The sequence below is a fragment of the Brevundimonas vancanneytii genome, assembly GCF_901421975.1.
In the GTDB taxonomy this organism is placed as follows: domain Bacteria; phylum Pseudomonadota; class Alphaproteobacteria; order Caulobacterales; family Caulobacteraceae; genus Brevundimonas; species Brevundimonas diminuta.
In genome coordinates this window covers 353,716-373,923 of sequence record NZ_LR588407.1, presented here as the reverse complement: position 1 = coordinate 373,923, position 20,208 = coordinate 353,716, and the positions used below count along the sequence as shown (strand labels likewise).

The 20,208-nt window shown below is 68.2% G+C and carries 17 protein-coding genes and 2 pseudogenes; 11 read left to right on the top strand and 8 right to left on the bottom strand.

Annotated features, from left to right (window positions below; translation table 11 throughout):
* Positions 1-69: 69 nt before the first annotated feature.
* Positions 70-597 (bottom strand): GNAT family N-acetyltransferase, encoded by a 528-nt coding sequence (locus tag FGL25_RS01845; protein WP_138140797.1) that lies wholly within the window; start codon positions 595-597, stop codon positions 70-72.
* Positions 594-2,690 carry a S46 family peptidase gene (locus FGL25_RS01840; protein ID WP_138140796.1) on the bottom strand — a complete coding sequence of 699 codons (2,097 nt, stop codon included), beginning with the start codon at positions 2,688-2,690 and terminating at the stop codon, positions 594-596. Before FGL25_RS01840 ends, FGL25_RS01845 begins: the two co-directional genes overlap by 4 nt.
* 188 nt (positions 2,691-2,878) lie before the next feature.
* On the opposite strand from FGL25_RS01840, the gene FGL25_RS01835 reads away from it, so the two are divergent.
* On the top strand, positions 2,879-3,190 hold the full coding sequence (locus FGL25_RS01835) for a YdeI/OmpD-associated family protein (protein WP_003166120.1): 312 nt from the start codon (positions 2,879-2,881) through the stop codon (positions 3,188-3,190).
* A gap of 69 nt (positions 3,191-3,259) precedes the next feature.
* On the opposite strand, the gene FGL25_RS01830 is transcribed toward FGL25_RS01835, so the two are convergent.
* Entirely contained in the window at positions 3,260-5,353 is a 2,094-nt protein-coding gene (locus tag FGL25_RS01830) for a S46 family peptidase (RefSeq protein WP_003166121.1), read from the bottom strand.
* 183 nt (positions 5,354-5,536) lie between these two features.
* Between FGL25_RS01830 and FGL25_RS01825 the strand changes: the two genes are divergently transcribed.
* Genes FGL25_RS01825 through FGL25_RS01815 form a run of 3 tightly spaced genes read left to right on the top strand, consistent with a single transcriptional unit; the run spans position 5,537 to position 8,515 of the window.
* Entirely contained in the window at positions 5,537-6,709 is a 1,173-nt protein-coding gene (locus tag FGL25_RS01825) for an ABC transporter permease (RefSeq protein ID WP_040346171.1), read from the top strand.
* 5 nt (positions 6,710-6,714) lie between these two features.
* Entirely contained in the window at positions 6,715-7,473 is a 759-nt protein-coding gene (locus FGL25_RS01820) for an ABC transporter ATP-binding protein (RefSeq protein ID WP_003166124.1), read from the top strand.
* A gap of 25 nt (positions 7,474-7,498) precedes the next feature.
* Complete coding sequence (locus tag FGL25_RS01815; protein ID WP_003166125.1) at positions 7,499-8,515, top strand: HlyD family secretion protein; 1,017 nt, start codon at positions 7,499-7,501, stop codon at positions 8,513-8,515.
* 101 nt (positions 8,516-8,616) lie between these two features.
* On the opposite strand, the gene FGL25_RS01810 is transcribed toward FGL25_RS01815, so the two are convergent.
* Together FGL25_RS01810 and FGL25_RS16765 are read right to left on the bottom strand one after the other, a co-directional pair.
* Positions 8,617-9,414 (bottom strand): crotonase/enoyl-CoA hydratase family protein, encoded by a 798-nt coding sequence (locus tag FGL25_RS01810; protein ID WP_138140795.1) that lies wholly within the window; start codon positions 9,412-9,414, stop codon positions 8,617-8,619.
* A gap of 126 nt (positions 9,415-9,540) precedes the next feature.
* Positions 9,541-9,702 carry a hypothetical protein gene (locus tag FGL25_RS16765; RefSeq protein WP_162938831.1) on the bottom strand — a complete coding sequence of 54 codons (162 nt, stop codon included), beginning with the start codon at positions 9,700-9,702 and terminating at the stop codon, positions 9,541-9,543.
* A gap of 165 nt (positions 9,703-9,867) precedes the next feature.
* Between FGL25_RS16765 and FGL25_RS18075 the strand changes: the two genes are divergently transcribed.
* On the top strand, positions 9,868-10,653 hold the full coding sequence (locus tag FGL25_RS18075) for a TIGR02281 family clan AA aspartic protease (protein WP_436835246.1): 786 nt from the start codon (positions 9,868-9,870) through the stop codon (positions 10,651-10,653).
* A 7-nt stretch (positions 10,654-10,660) separates the two neighbouring features.
* Here the strand turns inward: FGL25_RS18075 and FGL25_RS01795 are convergent, their stop codons facing one another.
* Entirely contained in the window at positions 10,661-11,500 is an 840-nt protein-coding gene (locus FGL25_RS01795) for an LD-carboxypeptidase (RefSeq protein WP_138140793.1), read from the bottom strand.
* A gap of 79 nt (positions 11,501-11,579) precedes the next feature.
* Between FGL25_RS01795 and FGL25_RS01790 the strand changes: the two genes are divergently transcribed.
* The 6 genes and pseudogenes from FGL25_RS01790 (at position 11,580) to FGL25_RS01770 (ending at position 17,069) form a co-directional block, all read left to right on the top strand.
* Entirely contained in the window at positions 11,580-12,968 is a 1,389-nt protein-coding gene (locus FGL25_RS01790) for a UDP-N-acetylmuramate--L-alanine ligase (RefSeq protein ID WP_138140792.1), read from the top strand.
* A gap of 117 nt (positions 12,969-13,085) precedes the next feature.
* Positions 13,086-14,176: pseudogene (locus tag FGL25_RS01785) on the top strand (sensor histidine kinase); the annotation flags it as partial.
* Between the two features lie 95 nt (positions 14,177-14,271).
* The gene (locus FGL25_RS17155) at positions 14,272-14,685 is read left to right on the top strand and encodes a response regulator (RefSeq protein WP_252969956.1); all 414 of its coding nucleotides are present in this window, start codon (positions 14,272-14,274) and stop codon (positions 14,683-14,685) included.
* A 63-nt stretch (positions 14,686-14,748) separates the two neighbouring features.
* On the top strand, positions 14,749-15,420 hold the full coding sequence (locus FGL25_RS01780) for a PepSY-associated TM helix domain-containing protein (protein WP_138140790.1): 672 nt from the start codon (positions 14,749-14,751) through the stop codon (positions 15,418-15,420).
* An 11-nt stretch (positions 15,421-15,431) separates the two neighbouring features.
* Positions 15,432-15,946, top strand: a pseudogene (locus tag FGL25_RS01775) (DUF2271 domain-containing protein).
* A 55-nt stretch (positions 15,947-16,001) separates the two neighbouring features.
* Positions 16,002-17,069 carry an FAD:protein FMN transferase gene (locus FGL25_RS01770; RefSeq protein WP_138140789.1) on the top strand — a complete coding sequence of 356 codons (1,068 nt, stop codon included), beginning with the start codon at positions 16,002-16,004 and terminating at the stop codon, positions 17,067-17,069.
* 7 nt (positions 17,070-17,076) lie between these two features.
* On the opposite strand, the gene FGL25_RS01765 is transcribed toward FGL25_RS01770, so the two are convergent.
* Both FGL25_RS01765 and FGL25_RS01760 read right to left on the bottom strand, forming a co-directional pair.
* Positions 17,077-17,754: a Fe2+-dependent dioxygenase gene (locus FGL25_RS01765; RefSeq protein WP_138140788.1), complete on the bottom strand. Its 678-nt coding sequence runs from the start codon at positions 17,752-17,754 to the stop codon at positions 17,077-17,079.
* Between the two features lie 83 nt (positions 17,755-17,837).
* Positions 17,838-20,102, bottom strand: a complete 2,265-nt coding sequence (locus FGL25_RS01760) for a TonB-dependent receptor (RefSeq protein WP_138140787.1) — start codon at positions 20,100-20,102, stop codon at positions 17,838-17,840.
* Between the last annotated feature and the right edge of the window lie 106 nt (positions 20,103-20,208).

Below are 20,208 nucleotides of genomic sequence, written 5' to 3'. Positions count from 1 at the left end.
CCCGCGCCGCCGACACCCCTCATCCGTCAGGGTCCGCCTGCCACCTTCTCCCACAAGGGGAGAAGGACGTTAGAGCGCCTTCTCGAGCACCACGAACTCCAGCTCACGCGTCTGAGGCAGGCCGAAGCGTTCGTCGTCCAGCGGGAAGGGCCGCGTCTCGCCGGTCAGACGATAGCCGCGCCGCTCGTACCAGGCGATCAGTTCGACGCGTTGGCGGATGACCGTCATCTCCATGCGCGTCGCGCCGAAACGATCGATCGCCTCGGCTTCGGCGGCGGCGATCAGCCAACGACCAAGACCGCCCGCCTGGCGCCGCGGATCAACGGTCAGCAGGCCGAGATAGGCCGGGCCTTCGCCCTGTTTGGCCACCTGGACGCAGCCGGTCAGGACGCCGTCGATCTCGGCCAGCAGCAGCACCCGAGACGCATCGGCCAGGATGTCGCGCAGCTCCGTTTCATCCGTGCGCTGGCCGCCCAGAAGATCGGCTTCATGGGTCCAGCCCGCCTTGGCGCTGTCGCCGCGATAGGCGCTCTCGATCAGACGGTGCAGCGCCGGAACATCGTCCGGCGCGGCGGGACGGAAGGTCGCTTCGCTCACTGGACGCCCAGCTCGCTGAGCAGGTGATCCATGTCGTAGACGTCGCGCAGGGCCGTGGTCACGGCCTGGGTGGTGACGATGACGCTGCGGTTGACGTTGCGGTCATAGCCGTAGGCGTTGCGCTGGGTCAGGACAGTGGAGTCGAAGTTGGCGCCGATGATCTCGCCCTTGGCGTTGACGGCGGGCGAACCCGACGAGCCCCCGATGGTGTCGGACGAAACAGCCATGTTCATCACCGCATTGGGGTCGATGCGGTCCTTGGCGGCCAGCAGTTTGGGCGCGACGTTGAAAGGCTCGGCGCCCGTCGCCCGGTCCCACAGGCCCGCGAAGGTGGTGAAGGCAGGGATACGCTGGCCCGGAACATCCGTGCCCTCGACCCGGCCGTAGGTCAGGCGCAGGGTGCCGGTGGCGTCTGGATAAACCGCGTCGCCGAAGACGGCGAAGCGGGCGGCGGCCAGTTGCGCGGAGGCGCGGTCGGTCGGCGCCTTGACCTTATCATCCCACTCGGTGCGGATGGCGCGGGCGTCGGCGTCGATGGCCAGGACATACTGGATCAGCGGATCGGTCGAAGCCTGGACGGCGGGCAGGCCGCCTTCCCACAGGGCGCGGCGCACGGCGGGGTCAGCTAGCCTGGTGCCCGCGATCAGGCGCGCCGACAGGGCCTCGGGGCTTTCCTTGCCCAACAGGGTGCGGGCGTATGGGCTGTCGACCGTCAGCCATTCGCGGGTCTTGGACAGCCACCACTCCAGACGGATCTGCTCAAGTTCCGGATAGGTCGGGCGCTCGGCGAACAGGCTGGACTGCACGCCCGGCAGACGGCTCTCGGCGAACTCGGGCAGACGCTGGTCCGACGGCTTGGCGCGTTCCTGCGCCCCGCGCACGATGGCCCGCGCCCAGCTGAACAGCGGCGAGCCGCCCGCGACCGAGGTCGTGCCCATGCCCGTGCCGCCTTCCAGCAGGGCCATCGGGGCGTAGAGCTCGCGCGCAATCGGTTGCACCTCGGCCAGCGCCGCCCAGGGATCGCCGACTTCGGCCGACAGGGCTTCATTCTCGGCGACGCGGCGGTGGAAGACGGTCTCCTGACCGGCCAACTGGTCCATGAAGGCCGGGTCGATCAGGGCCGCCATGCGCCCACGGCCGCGCTTGTAGGTGTTCTCCACGCCGACGATGGGGTCCATGGCGATGAAGGCCTGTTCCTCGCCCTCTTCCGAATAGCGGATCAGACGGCCGCGCAGCTCCGAGGCGATCAGCTGATCCAGCGGCAGCACCACGTCGCGGATGGTCATCAGCTGGGCCTGGGTCAGCAGGCGCTGGGTCGAGCCGGGGTTGCCGGTGACGAAGACGGGCTCGCCCTCGGTCGGCTTGTTCGGGTTCCAGGTGAAGTGGGTCGGCGTCGCGGCGGGCTTGCCGTCTTCATACAGACGAATGAAGGCCGCATCGATGGCGAAGCGCGGGAAGGAGAAGTTGTCCAGGTCGCCGCCGAAGGTCGCGGCGCGGTCTTCCGGCGCCCAGGCCAGACGCACGTCGGAGTATTTGCGGAACTTGTAGAGCTTGAACTGACCGCCGCGATACAGGCTGACGACCTGACAGCGGATCTTGGGATCGTTCCCGCAGGCCTCGGTCTCAATACGGCCGGCCTCGGCCTCACGCGCCTGAGTATAAGCCTGGCCGTCCAGGCCCTCGCCGGCCTTCTGCACCCGTGCGGTGACGTCGGTGATGTCGGTCAGGATCTCGGCCGAGCCGCCGGGGCATTTCAGCTCCTCCTCGCGGCTCTTGGGCGTGAAGCCCGTCTCGGCGTATTGCAGCTGAGGCGTGGACAGGTTCGCGACGCAGGTGGCGACGCAGTGGTTGTTGGTCATCACCAGCCCCTCGGCCGAGATGACGCCCGCCGAGCACCCGCCGAACTTCACCGAGGACTGGCGGACGCGGTCCAGCCAGGCCTGGTCGATGCTGGTGCCCAGCGTCTGGTTGGCGCGGGCGATCGGGAAGTTGTCATAGGTCCACATGCCCTCCTCAGCCTGGGCCGACGAAGCGGCGGCGAAGGCCAGGACGGCGGCCGAGGCGAAAAGCGAAAGGGTGTGAGCAGGGCGCATGAAGTATCCTCGGCGTCGCCGCCTCGACCGTCGTCGAGGCCCAGGTTGCGGCTTCTGGAAGCCAGAGCCGTCTTGCGGTCAGTCTGAACAGAACCTGGAGTGAAACCGCAACCCCTGCCGAGCGCATTCACAGGGCGCGTTCGCAGGTCTAGATTCGGCGAATGGCGAAACGAGACAGGGTTGAGGCGATGGCCGACGACTTCCCCCAGGGCGTGGCGCATCTGGTCCCGGACGACATGCGGGCGCGACTGTCCTCCGATCCTGCAAGCCTGGAGCTGTGGCGGAGCCTGACGCCGCTGGGCCGCAATGAATTCATCTGCTGGGTCGAAGACGCCAAACAGGCCGCCACCCGCCAGAAACGGATCGAGCGTGCGGTCGAGGAACTGCACGAAGGCAAGCGCCGCCCCTGCTGCTGGGCGGGCTGCATCCACCGCACCGACAAGGCGCCCAGCCGCTGGCAGCAGGCCGTGCTCATCGAGAAGAAGGGCAAGCCGCAGTAGTCCTGAGCGGACAAAGAAAAAGGGGCGCCCGAAGACGCCCCTCAAATCCCGGACCTGAATCCGACAGGCTTAGCGACGCACGCCCAGTTCGCGCAGCAGGCGCGGCTGGTTGTAGACGGTGCGCAGGGCCTCGGTGACGGCGGCGGTCGAGACCGTCACCGTGCGGTTCAGCTCGCCGTCATAGCCGAACGAGCCGCCCAGGGAGTGGATGTTGCCGTCGAAGGCGGCGCCGATCACTTCACCCTTGGCGTTGATCACCGGCGAGCCGGAGTTGCCGCCGATGATGTCGTTGGTCGAGACGAAGTCGTAAACGACGTCCTTGTTGATCCGGTCCTGCGCCGCGACGAAACGTTCGGAGGCGTTGAACGGCTCGGCGCCCGTGGCGCGCTCGTACAGACCGCCCATGTAGGTGAAGGACGGCACGGTCACGCCGCGATAGGTCCAGCCCTTCACCTGGCCGTAGGACAGGCGCAAGGAGAAGGTCGCGTCGGGGTAGAGGTTGTCGCCATAGACGGCGAAGCGAGCCTGGGCGACCTTTTCCGCGGCGCGGGCGGTCGGGGCGTTGACGCCGGCGTCCCACTGGGTGCGGATCGCTTGCGCCGCATTGTCGTTGGCCAGGACGAAGGCGATCATCGGGTCGCCCGAGGCGGCCAGCTGCTCCGGCGTCATGGCCAGGGCCTCGGCGCGGAAGGCCGGGTCGATCAGGCGGCTCTGCACCAGGCGGGCGGCGATGACTTCGGGGCTTTCGGCGCCCAGCATGGCCTTCACGTCGGCGCTGTCGACCGTCAGATACTCGCGGGTCTTCAGCATCCAGTGCGACAGCTGGATCTCCTCGACGCCCAGCGGGATCGGCGCTTCCGAGGCCAGGCGACGGCCCAGGGCGGCGATGTCGCTGTCGGCGTAGCCGGCGCGGCGCTCAGCTGCGGGCTTGGCGCGCTCCTTCGACGCGCGGACGATCGACCGGGCGTAGGAATAGAGGGTCGAGCCGCCGCCGGCGTTCGCCTCAAGCTGGCGATAGGGCAGGTAGAGGTCGCGGGCCGTGACCTGCACCTTCTCCAGATCGCCCCACGGGTCGCCGATGCGCTCGGCCACGGCCGGGTCGGCGGCGACGCGTTGACGCAGTTCAGCCTCTTCCTGGCGCTTCTTGCCCATGAAAGTCGGGTCCGTCAGGGCGCCCTGCTGGCCGTAGTAGACCTTGAAACTGTTCTCCAGACCGAAGATGGGGTCGAGGGCGACCCGCTTCTCTTCCTCGCCGGTCGTCGAATATTCGACCAGACGGCCGCGCAGTTCGGCGCTCTGGATCAGGGTGATCGGAATCTGCTGGTCGCGCAGACGCTCCAGCTGGCTGATGGTCAGCAGACGCGAGGTCGAGCCGGGGTTGCCCGCGACGAAGGTGACTTCGCCGTCGACCGGGGCGTTGGGATTCCACTTCAGGTGGTTGGGCGAGGCGACCGGCTTGCCGTCCTCATAGGCGCGCAGGAAGGCGGCATCGAGGGCGTAGCGCGGGAAGTTGAAGTTGTCCGGGTCGCCGCCGAAGAAGGCCGCCTGGAACTCCGGCGCGAAGGCCAGACGCACGTCTTCATACTTGCGGAACTGATAGAGGGCGTATTTGCCACCGCGATAGAAGCTGATGACCTGGCAGGTCAGCTTGCGGTCGTCGCCGCAGGCTTCCTTCTGGATGGCGTCGATCTCGGCCGAACGGGCGGCGACGAAGGCGGCGCCTTCCAGACCCGAGCCGGCGCCCAGGACGCGCTCGGTCACGTCGGTGATGTCGGTCAGAACCTCGGCCGTCTGACCGGGGCAGGTCTTCTCTTCCTCACGCGTGGCGGGCATCCAGCCGTTCTTGACGTAGTCGTTCTGGGCCGTCGACAGATCCTGGACGCAGGAGATGACGCAGTGGTGGTTGGTCAGGATCAGGCCTTCGCCCGACACGAACGACGCCGAGCAGCCCTGCAGGCGCACCGCCGCGTTCCGCACGCGATCCAGCCACGACTGGTCGATGCGCGTGCCGTATTTGTCGTTCACCGTCTGGATGGGGAAGTTGTCGAAGGTCCACATGCCCTCGTCGGCGCGAGCAGCCGAAGCGGGGGCGTTGACCACCACGACGGCCATGCCGAGGGCGGCCAGGGAAGCCGTGAACGAAAGAGTGCGGCGAAGCGACATAGGCGTCTCCGAATAGGCGGGACACCACGCCACGCCTTGCTGTTGCGCGTCACTAGCCTTGCCGGGGGCGCTTCCTCAAGCCCCGTGACAAATCCGGCAGAGCCAGCCTTACCCCGATTTAACTTGGCCCGGGGGCGAGGCGCGGTCAGATAACAGCGCAAGTCAGGGGAATGAATACGCGTCATGTCGCTCGCGCTATCCACGCTGCTCTTCGAGTGGCGCCGCTATATGGCCGCCGTCATGGCGCTGGCCCTTTCGGGTCTGCTCGTGCTGGCCATGACCGGTGTCTTCATCGGCATCGGCAAGGGCTTCACCGCCCAGATCGAACGGTCCGGTGCGGACATCATGATCCTTCAACCGGGCGCCAAGAGCCTTATCAACGGGCCGTCGGGCGTGCCGCGTCGCTTCATCCCGCTGGCCTACAACCATCCCGAGGTGGTCGAGGTTCAGCCCCTGGACGGCGCCGGCGGCACCTTCCAGTCGGTCAATGAAGTCGACCCCACCCGCAGCCAAGCCGACAACGCCAAGCAGGGCGCTCCGCGTCTGAAATTCGTCCAGTCCAGCATCATCGACACCACGCCCGGCTCGGTCACCATTCCGACCGACTATTCACGCGAACTGGTCGACGCCCTGCGCCAGCCCTACACCGTCGCGGTCGATGAAACGGCGCTGACGACCCTGGGCGTCAAGCTGGGCGACAAGGCCCTGTACAACGGTCAGACCGTCACGGTCGTCGGCGTCACCCGCGGCTATCCCAACATGATGCAGCCCGGCGTGGTCATGTCGCGCGACACCCTGCGCATGCTGGGTCAGGCCGACACCGGCCCGCGCGTCGGCCCCCTGATGATCAAGATCAAGGATCCTGCCCGCGCCGCGATCGTGGTCGCCCAACTGAACACCATGGGCAACGGCCAGTGGAAGGCCTGGACCCGCCAGGATCTGGCCGACGCCAACGCCGGCGCCATGTTCGAAGAAGGCATCCTGGTCATCATCATCGGCGGCTGCGTGGTGCTGGGCATCATCATCGGCGTGGCCATCACCTGGCAGACCCTGCGCGGCGCCATCATGGCCAACATCAAGGAGTTCGCCTCGCTGCGCGCCCTGGGCGTGGGCATGGGATCCTTGCGCCGCATCGTCATGGAGCTGAGCTTCTGGGTCGGGGTGGTCGGCGTGGCCGCCGCCATCGGCCTGACCTGGCTGCTGTCCCTGTTCGCCATGTCCAAGGCGGTCATCATCGCCCTGCCCCTGCCGCTGCTGATCGTGGTGGGCGGCGGTCTGATCGCCATCGCCATGCTCTCGGGCTTCCTGTCCATGGGCATCCTGAAGAAAAGCCAGCCTGCGGACCTGCTGCGATGAACACTATGGCTTTTGGGCACACGAAAGTTCACGGCAAACATGGCGAGTTCGCCATCGAGGCCAAGGGGCTGATCAAGCGGTTCAAGTCCGGCAAGAACTACGTCGAAGTTCTGAAGGGCGTGGATTTCGACGCCCGCCACGGCGACCTGACCATGGTCATGGGGCCGTCGGGATCAGGCAAGTCGACGCTGATCGCCGCCCTGTCCGGTCTGCTGCGCCCCGAGGAAGGTCGCGTCGACGCGCTGGACGTGGACGACATGTGGAAGCTGTCGTCAGGCCGGATCGACAAGTTCCGTCTGGATCACTGCGGCTTCATCTTCCAGGGCTTCAACCTCTTCCCCTCGCTCAGCGCCCTGCAGCAGGTGACGACGGTGCTGAAGTTCCAAGGCCTGACGTCCGATCAGGCCAGGAAGCGCGCGACCCTGGCGCTGGAGGAGGTCGGCCTCGGCCATCGCCTGCACCAACGTCCGGCCGCCCTGTCCGGCGGCGAGAAGCAGCGCGTCGCTATCGCCCGCGCCCTGGCCAAGGATCCTCAGATCCTGTTCGCCGACGAGCCGACCTCGGCCCTGGACGGCGAGAACGGCCAGGTCGTGATCCGCCTGTTGCGACGGGCGGCGACCGAGCACGGCGCCGCCGTCATCTGCGTGACCCACGACCCGCGCCTCGAGGCCTGGGCCGACCGGGTCATCCACATCGAAGACGGCGTGATCATCGACGATCAGCGCCGCACCCCCAATCCCGACGCCGTTCTGGCCTCGCACTGACACCGATCCTCTGAGGACGCCTCACATGCCCGCTTTCCTGAAAAACAAATGGCTCTGGATCGGCCTCGCGCTGCTGATCGTGCTGCTCGTCGGCTTCACCATGGTCCGCTCCGCCGGCGCCGCCAAGAAGGCGGAAGCCGCCGCCGAGGCCGAGAAGAAGGTCGAAAGCCCCTATGCCGCCATCGCCAACGGCAAGGTCGACGTCGAGGGCGGCATCATCCAGATCGCCGCGCGCCGCGGCGGCGTGGTGCGCGAAGTCCTGGTGCAGGAAGGCGACCGCGTGACCGCCGGCCAGATCCTGGCCCGCCAAGAAGACGACGAGCCGCGCCTGGCGCTGCAGACCGCCGCCGCCAATCTGTCGGAAGCCGAGAGCCAGCTGCGCCTGATCAACGTCGACATCGCCACGGCCCAGCGCGAGTACGACCGCCTGCAGAAGCTGGTCTCGACCAACTTCGTCGCCGCCCAGCGCCTGGACCAGGCCCGCGACGCCATCGCCTCGGCCCAGGCGCGGCTCGGCTCGCAGCAGTCGGCTGTGCAGACCGCCCGCGCCCGCCGCGACGAGGCCGCCTACAACGTCGAGCTGACGGTCATTCGCGCCCCCGCTGACGGCCGCATCGTGCGCCGCTACGCCAACCCCGGCGCCGGCGCCTCGACCCTGAACGTGTCGAACATGTTCGATCTGGAGCCCGACGCCCCCCGCATCGCCCGCGCCGAGATCGTCGAGGCCGACATTCCGAACATCACCGCCGATCAAGCCGTAGAGATCACCCCGGAAGGCGACCCGTCGAAGGTCTATGTCGGCAAGGTTCTGCGCCGCGCCGCCGTCTTCGGCGCCCGCAAGCTGGCGTCGGACGACCCGTCGCAACGCACCGACGAGCGCGTGGTCGAGGTGGTGGTCGCCGTCGACGAGGCCCCGCTGCTGATCGGCCAGCGCGTTCTGGTCAAGTTCATGAAACCGGGCGAGACGGCCGGCGCCAAGCGCGACACCAGCATCGCCGGCGTCCCCGCCAACCGCTCGATGCAGACCCCGGCCCGCCGCTAAGCGGCCCGACGGACTGAAACGGAAAGGGGCCTCGCGAGAGGCCCCTTTTTTTACTGTCCAGTCCTCTCCCGTCCGTCCCGACGGCGAAGGGCCTTAATGGATCATGCGCCCGTAAATTCCCCCGACCTCTTCTCCAGCACCGCCGTCACGCCTTCGATGTGGTCGTCTGTCAGATGGGCAAGGGCCTGCATGGCGGCCGACAATTCCAACATCTGATCGAAATTCATGTCGCGGCCCTGACGCAGCAGGGTCTTGGCCATGCGCAGGGCCTGGGGGGGCTGGGCGGCGATCTGACCGGCCGTCTCCATCGCCTCGTCCATCAGGGTCTCATGCGGAACGACGCGGTTGACCAGCCCCCATTTCTCGGCCGTCTCGGCGTCGATGGAGCGGGCGGTGAACAGCAGTTCGGCGGCGCGGTTGTAGCCGATGTTCCGCGGCAGCAGCCACGAACCGCCGTCGCCGGGAATGATGCCCAGCTTCATGAAGGGCACGCCGAAGCTGGCGCGGTCCGAGGCGATGCGGATGTCGCCCAGCCCGGCGATGTCGCAGCCTAACCCCATGGCCGGGCCGTTGACCGCCGTCACCAGCGGAACCTCAAGCCCGTAGAGGGCGCGCACGATACGGTGAACGACGCGGCGATAGCGTTCGCGGATGGCGGCGCCCGAGCCTTCGAACAGATCGCGGCGGTCCTTCATCGCCTTCAGGTCGCCGCCTGCCGAAAAGGCGCGCCCGGCCCCCGTCATCACCACGCAGCGGATGGAGGGATCGGCGTTGACGGCGGCGCAGGCGGCGGCGAAGGCCTCGCCGTCCTCCAGGTCCGGCAGGGCGTTCAGACGGTCCGGCCGATCCAGGGTCCAGACCATGACCGCGCCTTTGCGCTCTTCGACGATCAGACCCATGCCGCGCTTCCTCTTCTCCAATGGAGCTGTCGGTGTCGGCCAGGGCGTGGCGGGATGGCAAGGGCGGAATTGAAAAACCCCGGTCGTTCTGACCGGGGCTTCTGGTTGGATCATCCAGTCTCGCGACTACGCGCGCGGCCGTTTGATCGTTATGGGCACGAAGTTGGACGGATGGCTGACCACGCGGTCGCCTGCGCCGTTCATCTGCTTCGTGTTCACCAGCATCCCGCCGAATAGGGCGAAGGACAGCATGGCGTGCTGGAGATTGCGCTCTTTGTTTTCGTTCATTTTTGGCGTCTCCTTTCGCTGAACGATGAAAGAAGACACGTCGTGCTTATTGGGACTCTCACCCTGTCAGTCGTTTCGCGTCGACGATGAAGATAGCGAAGCTGTGGAAAAAGTCAAGAATTATAGTCCGTTCTCGGACTCATTGTAGCGATAGCGTCACGAATCATGACCGAAGCCCCCGCCCCTCGCCCGCCGCGCCCCGTCGCCAGCCCATGCGTCATGGTCTGCACCGTCGACGGCGCATCGGGCCTGTGCCTGGGCTGTTTCCGCACGCTTCAGGAGATCGCCACCTGGAGCCGGATGACGGACGAGGCCCGCGCCGCCGTCATGACCGACCTGTCGGCCGCAAGGGGCGGATCGATCCTCGCCTGCTGGGCGAATGAAGACCTTGGGTCGTCAACCTTTCGTTCGCCACGTCGCTTCACCGCATGGGAAGACCAAGCCGGCATAGTCCGCTTCATGATCCGCTTTGACCCGCGCTCCGCTGTCGTTTTCGCCGCCGCCCTGGCGTCGGCGTCGGCGTGCATCGGCGCCCTGATGTGGTGGGAAGGCCCGGCCCAGGCCTATGCCGCCGTGGCCGTGAAGGAGGCGCCGTCGGTGACGCGTGCGGCCGACGGCCACTACTGGGCCGAGGCGACCGTCGAGGGGCGGCCGATGCGGATGCTGGTCGACACCGGCGCCAGCGTGGTGACGCTGAGCCGCGCCGACGCCGAACGGCTGGGCGTGCAGCTGAAACCGCATGACTTCAACCAGACGCTGAACACCGCCTCAGGCCAGGTGCCCGCCGCGCGGGTGCTGCTGACCTCCCTGTCGGTGGCGGGGGTCGAAATGACTTCGGTCGAGGCCCTGATCGTCGATCGCGACATGCCCGCGGCCCTGCTGGGCATGAGCTTCCTAGGCCGGCTGTCGGCCTTCGAGGCGCGGCCCGACGGCCTGATCCTGAGGGGCTGAACGCGCCTCAGCCGCGCCGACCGAAGGGCACGACCTTGTTGTCCCGATCATGGCCGATATCGGCGTCGCCCAGATAGGCGATGCCGGAGCGCACGCACCAGTAACGCACGATCTCCTCCGCCGTCAGACCGAAGTCGGGATCATTCGCCGTCACGTCCGACACCCGGCCCAGACGGATGCCCGCGACACGGCGGATCGAGGCCTGGCCGGTCAGGTGGAACATCATCCGGTCGACTCGATAGAGGGCCTCGGACACCTCTTCCAGCATCAGGACGTGGCCGGTCAGATCCGGCTCGATCGCCGTGCCGACCAGTTCATTGAGGATGGTCAGGTTGAAGCCGACGGCGGGCCGGGCGTCGGTCAACAGGGACGGCTCCAGCGACGCCGCGTCGCCGCTCCGCAGCCAGTTCACCGCCCGCAGGCCCGTGGCGTCATGGCGCGATCCGTCCGAGGCCATCGGCCCGTGCGCGACATGGGGGAAGCCCGCGCGATACAGCGCCGCCAGCAGGCTGCCCGCATCGGAATAGCCGAGGTAACGCTTGGCGTAGGCGTGGGCGGTCAGTTCGGGAATCACCGCCTCGGCGATACGACAGGCGCCGTAACCGCCGCGCGCGAACCAGACGGCGTCGATCTCGGGGTCGTTGGCGGTCTCGACGAAGGCGCGGGCGCGGGTGGCGTCGTCGCCGCCGAAGTGGCCGTGCGCCTCGAACAGGGCCGGATGCAGCACCAGCTCGACCTCGCCGCTCGGCCAGGTCGCCGCCGCCCAGGCTCGGATCGCCTCGCCCCGCGCGGGGTCCAGGCGGGAGCTGGCGTTGACGACGCCGATTCGGAACGGTCTGGTCTGCATGGACGGGGTGGCCTCGGGCGCCTCACGTGCTAGTCAGGCCGCCGGACATTCCCCGGTTTCCAGCCCTGAAATCAAGCCGATGAACAAAGACTATTTCTTCTGCGGCGTCGGCGGCTCCGGCATGCTGCCCCTGGCGATGATCGTTCAGGCGCAAGGCAACCGCATCGCCGGCTCTGACCGCGCCCTGGATCAGGGCCGCACGCCGGACAAGTTCGACTGGCTGCGCGCCCACGGCGTGACCCTGCACCCGCAGGACGGCTCGGGCGTGGTCAGCAAGGATCAGGTGGTCGTCGCCACCGGCGCCGTCGAGGGCACCGTGCCCGACATCGGCGCGGCCAAGCGCGTCGGCGCCCTCATCAAGACCCGTCCCCAGCTGCTCAGCGAACTGTTCAACGCGGCTCCGACCTCGATCGGCGTGGCGGGCACCAGCGGCAAGTCGACCATCACCGGCATGATCGCCTGGATCCTGGATCAGGCGGGCCGCGCGCCGACCGTGGTCAACGGCGCCGTAATGAAGAACTTCGCCGACGCCGACCACCCGTTCGCCAGCGCCCTGATCGGCGAACCCGATCTGTTCGTGGCCGAGGTGGACGAGAGCGACGGCTCCATCGCCCGCTATGAGCCGACGGTGGCGGTCGTCTCCAACATCTCGCTGGACCACAAGTCGATGGAGGAGCTGCGCGACCTGTTCGGCGGCTTCGTCGGCCGGGCGACGACGGCGGTGCTGAACCTCGACAACCCCGAGACGGCGGCGCTGGCGCAAACGCTGGAGACGGGCAAGGCGATCACCTTCGCCCTGGGCGAGGAAGAGGCCGATCTGTCGGCGCACGACCTGCAACCGCTGCCGACCGGCATGACCTTCGAACTGCGCGTGCGCGGCGAGGCGGCGCGGGCCGCGCGGCTGAACGTGCCGGGCGCGCACAATGTCGCCAACGCCCTGGCGGCGCTGGGCGCAGTCAGGGCGCTGGGCGTCGGCATGGATCAGGCGGTCGCGGCGCTGGAGACCTTCAGCGGCATCCGGCGGCGGCTGGAGGTGGTGGGCGCGCGAAACGGCGTCACCGTCATCGACGACTTCGCCCACAACCCGGACAAGATCGCCGCCACCCTGAAGACCCTGCACGCCTTTGACGGGCGGTTGCTGATCCTGTTCCAGCCGCACGGCTTCGGCCCGCTGAAGCTGATGCAGCGCGAGTTCATCGAAGGCTTCGCCGGTCTGATGCGCCGTGACGACGTGCTGCTGATGCCCGAGCCGGTCTACTACGGCGGCACCACCGACCGCAGCGTCGGCAGCGAGGACATCGCGGCCGGCGTGCGCGCGGCAGGTCGTCAGGCGCAGGCCCTGGCCACCCGCGCCGACTGCGGCGACCGCATCGTCGAGATCGCCCAGCCCGGCGACCGGATCGTGGTGATGGGCGCGCGCGACGACAGCCTGTCGACCTTCGCGGCCGAACTGCTGGCGCGCCTCTGATCATCCGCTCTCGGATCATCTGTCAGATTAGCCTTGCAAAACATTCACTTCCGGCAAAGCGCCTGTTAAGCGCCCTGGCCTAACCCTGCTCTCGCAAGAAGCAGGAGACGGCTGGAAATGGCCAGGATCGGAGACTTCGTGGACGCCTCGGCGCCCATGGCGCCGGACGCGCCGGGGGCCGACGCCCTGGCCCGTTTCGAGGCCGAGCCCGAGACCCTGGTCATCGCCGTGGCCGATGCTGACGGGCGGCCCATCGGCTTGATCGAGCGCAACGCCTTCACCCTGAAGCTGGCCGCCGAGTTCGGCCGCGCCCTCTACGCCCGGCGCCCGGTCTCGGCGCTGATGGACCCGGCGCCCATGATCGTCGAGGCCGACGCCTCGGCCGACGTCCTGTTCGCCTCGATGGACACGGCGGGGCTGGGCGCCTTGCTGAAGGGGTTCATCGTCGTCTCGCGCGGCCGCTATGTCGGGGTCGGCGCCGGGCTGCACGTGCTTCAGGCCGGGGTAGCGATCCACAAGCGCCGCGCCGAAGCCATGGCCGAGCTGGCCCAGAACCTGGTCCGCGCCGAGGCCGAGGCGCGCGCCTCCAGCCGGGCCAAGTCCGAATTCCTGGCCGTCATGAGCCATGAGATCCGCACGCCTTTGAACGGGGTGCTGGGGGTGGCCGCCTTGATGGAGCGCCAGCTGACGCAGGAGGATCTGCGCCCCCATGTCCGCACCATCCTGGACTCCGGAAACAGCCTGTTGCGCCTGCTGACCGATGCGCTGGACATGTCCCGCGCCGAAGCCGGGATGCTGACGTTGGAGCCCGCTCCTCTGGACCTTCAGGCGGTGACGGCGGACCTGTCGGCCCTATGGAGCCCCCGCGCCGAAGAGAAGGCGCTGGACCTGCGCGTCCACGGAGATCTGCGCGCCGCGCGCTGGATCATCGGCGACGAGATGCGGCTGAAGCAGCTGCTCAACAATCTGATCGGCAACGCCCTGAAGTTCACGGAAGGCGGCGCCGTCGAGGTGCGCGTGGACACGGCGCTAGAGGACGGACAGGTGTGTCTGTCGGCGACGGTCGACGACAGCGGCCCCGGCGTCAGCGAGGACGCCGCGCGCGCCATCTTTGAACCCTTCAACACCGGCGAAGCGGGCCGCCAGGGCGCGGGCGCGGGGCTGGTCTGGCCATCTGCCGCCAGATCATAGACCGCATGGACGGACGCCTGGCGGTCGAACGATCACCCCAGGGCGGGGCGCGCTTCCGCTTCGAGCTGCGCCTGCCGCTGGCAGAGGCGATGGACGCCGCAACGACGGCGCCATGGCCGATCCCACCGCCCACCCGACCCTGCACGTCCTGGTGGTGGACGACAACGCCGCCAATCGCTTCGTGGCAGGCAAGGTGCTGGAATTGTTCGGCTGCACCCACGAAACGGCCAAGAACGGTCGTCAGGCGGTCGAGTGCGCGACGACGGCGCCCTTCGACCTGATCCTGATGGACGTGAAGATGCCGGTGATGGACGGGGTCGCCGCCACCCGCGCCATCCGCGCCCTGCCCGGCCCCGCGTCCGCCCTGCCGATCCTTGCGCTGACGGCCAACGCCGACCCGCGCGACGAGGCGGACTATCTGGCGGCGGGAATGGACGGGGTGGCGCAGAAGCCGATCCAGCCCGAGGCCCTGCTGAACGCCATCCGCCTGGTCCTGTCGCGCGAACAGACCGCTCAGGCCGCCTGACCGGATCAGCGGCGCCGATAGTCGCAGTTGCAAGTCATTTGCATTTCGTGGCAAGGCCAGGGCGTGACCGACGCCGCCGCCTCTTCTGCAAAGCCCGCCGCCCAGCCGAAGGCCAAGGCCGCACGGCCGCCCGCGCGCGCCTTCTGGTTGAGACAGTTGCAAAGCTGGCACTGGATTTCGGCGGCGGTCAGCATGATCGGCCTGCTGCTGTTCGCCGCGACGGGCGTTACCTTGAACCACGCCGCCCAGATCCCGGCCGAGGCCGTGGTGCGCGAACAGACGGCCGTCCTGCCCGCCCCCCTGCTGGCGCGGCTGGCCGAGTTTCCGCAGGAGACGACCGAACCCGCGCCCGACGCCGTGGCGCGCTGGGCGGACGCGGCCTTCGACGTCCGCATCGCCGGAAAGCCGACCGAGACGACGGCCGAGGAAATCTATGTCGCCCTGCCCATGCCCGGCGGGGACGCCTGGCTGACCATCGACCGGGCGACGGGCGAGGCCCTGCACGAAAAGACCACGCGCGGCTGGGTCGCCTGGCTCAACGACATGCACAAGGGCCGCAACACAGGCGCGGCCTGGTTCTGGTTCATCGACGCCTTCGCCGTCGCCTGCATCGTCTTCACCCTGACGGGGCTGGGCCTGTTGTGGCTGCACGCCTGGCGGCGGCCCCTGACCTGGCCGCTGGTCGGGCTGGGGCTGCTGATCCCCGTCGTGCTCGCCCTGTTCTTCATCCATTGAGGAGCCGCCTCATGCGTCCGCTTCCCCTGATCCTGACCGCTGCGGGTCTTTCAGCGGCCGCCGCGCCCGCCCTGGCCGCCGACCTGTCGGTGTTGATCGAGCTGCCGCGCATCAACAGCGCCGCCTATCACCGCCCCTATGTCGCCGTGTGGATCGAAAAGCCGGATCAGAGCGCGGTCCAGACCCCGGCCGTCTGGTATCACCCCGGCAGCCGCAACAGTCAGGGCGACGGCACAGACTGGCTGAGGGATTTGCGCGCCTGGTGGCGCAAGGGCGGCCGGGCCATGGCCATGCCCGCCGACGGAATCTCCGGCCCGACCAAGGCCCCCGGCCGCCATGTCGTCAACGTGCCCGGCGCGCGCCTGCGGAACCTGCCCGCCGGGCAGTACACGCTGGTCGTCGAGGCGGCGCGCGAGATGGCGGGCGCGAGTCCGTGCGCGTGCCCTTCCACTGGGGCGCGGCCAATACGGCCGCCGGGACCGGGTCGTCCGAACTGCGCGCCGTGCGCGTCGCCGTGACCCGCTGAACGATCCCGGTCATAAGGGGCCTTCGTCTCTTTCAGCCAGACCGTTGCGCCGCCCATGAAACGATCCGCCTTCGCCCCTTCGCCGATCCTGATCGGAGGGCCGGACGACAGCCGACGCGACGACCGCGTTCTGATCCCGCCCATGACCGGCGCGCCCGAACGGCCGCCCAGCGACCTGATCTGGTCCCTGTCGGGCGAGACCATGGGCACGACCTGGTCGGTGCGGCTGGTTCCGCCGCCGGGCGCCGCCCAGGGCGATTTCGCGGCGGCGGTCGAGGAAGAACTGGCCCGCATCGTCGCCGTCTTCAGCCCGTGGGAGGTCGACAGCGAGATCTGCCGTTTCAACGCCGCCCCGGCCGGAACCTGGGCTCTGTCGGACGACTTCTGGGCCCTGTTGACCCAGGCGCTGGATCTGGCCGACGACGTCAACGGCGCGGTCGATCCCAGCCTGGGCGCCCTGGTCGACCTGTGGGGCTTCGGCCCGCCGGGACCGCGCTCGGTCCTGCTGCCCCTGCCGTCCGACGAAGAGGTCGAGGCGGCGCGCGCCGTCTCGGGCTGGCAGAAGCTGCGGCTGCACCGCGAGGCCCAGGCGGCGATCCAGATCGGCGGCATGAAGCTGGACTTCTCGGGCATCGCCAAGGGCCATGCGGTCGATCGCGTCTCGGACCGGCTGAGCGCCCTGGGCGCGACCTCGCACCTGGTTGAGATCGGCGGCGAACTGAAGGGACGCGGCGTCAAGCCCGACGCCCAACCCTGGTGGGTCGAGATCGAGGCCGTCGCCGGATCGCCCGAGCCGCGCACGGTGGCGGCTCTGGTCGACCTGGCCATGGCGACTTCGGGCGACGGGCGCCGCGCCTTCACCCATGGGGGGCGGCTCTATTCGCACACCCTGGACGGCGCGACGGGGCGGCCCGTCGACAACGGCCTGGCGCAGGTCACGGTCTTCGACGCCTCGGCCATGCGCGCCGACGCCCTGGCCACGGCGTTGACCGTGCTGGGCCCGATCGAGGGGCCTGAGATGGCCGAGGCCTTGGGCCTGGCCGCTCATTTCACGGAACGCACGCCCGACGGCCTGATCGAGCGCATGACCCCCGCCTCCGCCGCCATGCTGGACGACGCCTGAAGGAGCGTCAGACCTCCGACCAACGCCGCAGCAGGTTGTGATAGACGCCGGTCAGCTCGATCACCGCCGCGTCCTTCGGTCCCTTGTCCAGATTGACCCGCTGGATCGCCACGTCGAGGCGGAACAGGGTCTCGCGATCGGCGTCGTCGCGGATCAGGCTCTGCAGCCACATGAAGCTGGAGACGCGCGCCCCGCGCGTCACGGGCGTCACCCGGTGCAGGCTCTTGGACGGATAGAGAACCAGATCGCCCGCCGGCAGCTTGACCGACTGGGCGCCGTACATCTCCTCGATGATCAGTTCGCCGCCGTCATAGTCCTCAGGCTCCGACAGGAAGAGGGTGGCCGACAGATCGCTGCGAATGCGATGGCCGTCGCGTTGGCGGATGGCGTTGTCGACGTGGGCGCCGAACTCGCCGCCGCCCTCATAACGATTGAACAGGGGCGGAAAGATCGTGTGCGGCAGGGCCGCCGAGACGAACATCGGATTGGCGTTCAGCGCCTGGACGACCAGAGCCGACACCTCGCGCGCCTGGGCGCTGTCCTCGGGCAGTTGCTGATTGCGCTTGGCCGTCGCCGACTGATGGCCCGAGGTCATGTTGCCGTCAGCCCAGGGTCCGGCGTCCAGCGTCCGACGCAGGGCCTTCACCTCGGCCTTGGTGAAGACTTCGGGGATGTGCAGCAGCATGGCTCTCTCACCGTCTGGAAACGCATCGGCCCCGCCGCTCGAAGGAACGACGGGGCCGACATGATGGCGCGAAACGCGGCCTCTTAGTAGCGGACGTTCAGCGTCAGGATAGCCTGACGCGCCGGGGCCACGTCGGCGTGGTGCACGCCGTTGGTGCGGATGATGTACTCCTCATCCCCGGCGTTCTGGACGTTCAGCTGCACCGAGGCGCGGTCGCTGATGTCGTAGGAGGCGAACAGGTCGACGCGGGTGTATTCCGGCGCATAGACGCGGTTGGCGCCGCCGCCGGCCCCGCCCTGGTTTCCGCCCCAGGACTTGGAGACGTAATAGACGCCACCGCCCAGGCTCAACTTCGGCAGGACGCGATAGGTGGTGAACAGGCTGGCGCTGTGCTCGGGCGTATTGGCCAGCGGATCGCCCAGGTTGACGCTGCTATAGGCGCCGCGCACCAGTTCGGAGTCCATCCAGGTGTAGCCGCCGAAGACCTGCCACTTGTCGGTGATGTTGCCCGACACGCCCAGCTCCACGCCCTGCACCCTGGTCTCGCCCGCCTGCTCGAACAGGCCCGGCTCCACTTCGATGGCCGCGTCCTTGCGCGTCAGGTGAAACAGGGCGCCGCTGAGCGCCAGACGGTCGTCGAACAGATTGGCCTTGGCGCCGATTTCGAAGCTCTCGGTCTGCTCCGGATCCAGCACCGTGCTGGCCAGGTTGCCGCTGCCTACGCCGCCGACGCCGTTCTGATCGCCCGCCGAGATCGTGGGCGGCGTCGAAGCGGTCGAGAAGGAGGCGTAGACGCTGCTGCTCGCCGTCGGCTTGTAGACCAGACCCACCTGATAGTTGACGAAGTCCCAGTCCGCCTCGCGCATGACGGGCTCGACGGCGCCGCGCGGGAGCTCCGTGCCTTCGACGTCATAACGGTCGTAGCGCAGGCCCAGGTTCAGCTTCCACCGCTCGCCCAGGCTGATGGAATCAAAGGCGTAAACTCCCAGCGCATCCGTGTCCGAATAGGTCTCGGTCCCGCGCGTGTTCGTACCCGTCCACGGGTCGTTCGGGTTCGGCGCATAGACCTGGGTGCAGTCCAGGCCCGTCAACGGCGCCGGGCAGGCCGTGCCGGTCAGGGTCGTGACCGTATAGGAGGCGTTGCGGTTCTTCTCGCGCGACAGCTCCAGACCGACGTCGAAGTCATGCTTGATCGAACCGGTCAGGAAGGAGCCGTGCAGGTCGGTGACGTTGGCCAGGGTCTCGGCCGGGTTCCAGCGCGACTTCAGGCCCCGCTTCATCCACCAGACCCCGTCGATCTGCTGGGCCACGCCGCCGTCGCCGGGGTTGGTGACGACATAGTCGTTCAGCGTCTGCGAGTAGCGGGTGACGTTGCGCAGGGCCAGGGTGTCGCTGAAGCGATGCTCGATCTCCAGCGTCAGGCTGTCGACCGTATTGTTCAGATAGTCGCGCGCCTTCAGGCCGTAGAAGCTGTCATAGGGCACATCCAGAATACCCGAGGCGTCCGGACGCGGAGCGTTCGCCCCGCCCAGCTTGGTGTAGAGCGGGATGCCGTAGTCAGGCGTCTGATTGCTGTCGAGGTGGTAGTAGCTGGCCGTCAGCGTCGTCGGCGCGCCCAGACCCACGGCGACCGCAGCCCCGATGCCCCACTTGTCGAAATCGGCTCCGTTGCGGCCCGGCACGTCGCCCTGCGAGGCCATGACGTTCAGGCGCATGGCGGCGGTCGGACCAACCTGCCAGTTGGCGTCCACCGTGCCACGCAGATAGTCGTCCGTGCCGACCCCGGCCGAGCCGTGGACGAAGTTGGTCAGACGCGGCGACTTGGAGCCCAGGTTGATGCTGCCGCCACCCGAACCGCGACCCGAATAGACGGAATCGGCGCCCTTGATGACCTCGACCTGCTCCAGGTTGAAGACCTCGCGCTGCTGGCCGCCGGTGTCGCGGATGCCGTCGACGAAGATGTTGTTGCCCGAGGCCTGACCGCGGATGAAGGGCCGGTCGGCCAGGGGCTGGCCGCCTTCGCCTGCGCCGAAGGTGATGCCCGGCGAAGTGCGCAGGATGTCCTGCAAGGAGGTGGCGGCCGTCTGTTCGATGATCTGCTGCGGGATCACCGTCACGGTGCGCGGCGTATCGACCAGAGGCGTGACGAACTGCGGGTCTTTCGGCTCGCGCTTCACGCGATGGCCGTGCACGTCCACCGTGCCCAGGTTGGTGGCGTCCTGACTGATCACCCCATCGGCGGGCGCGGCCTCGTCAGTCGCCGCGATCGCGGGCGCGGCGCACAGCATCCCGGCGGCGCTGGACGCGAACAGGAGCGCCTTGAGGGCGGCGGAGCGGGTGTCGGACATGAGGAGGAACCGGCCATTGATTGAGACCGGCTCGCATTAGCACCATTTCAGGGTGCGACAATCTGACTCCTGCGACTAAATCGCACTTGCGGATCAGGTGTCACAC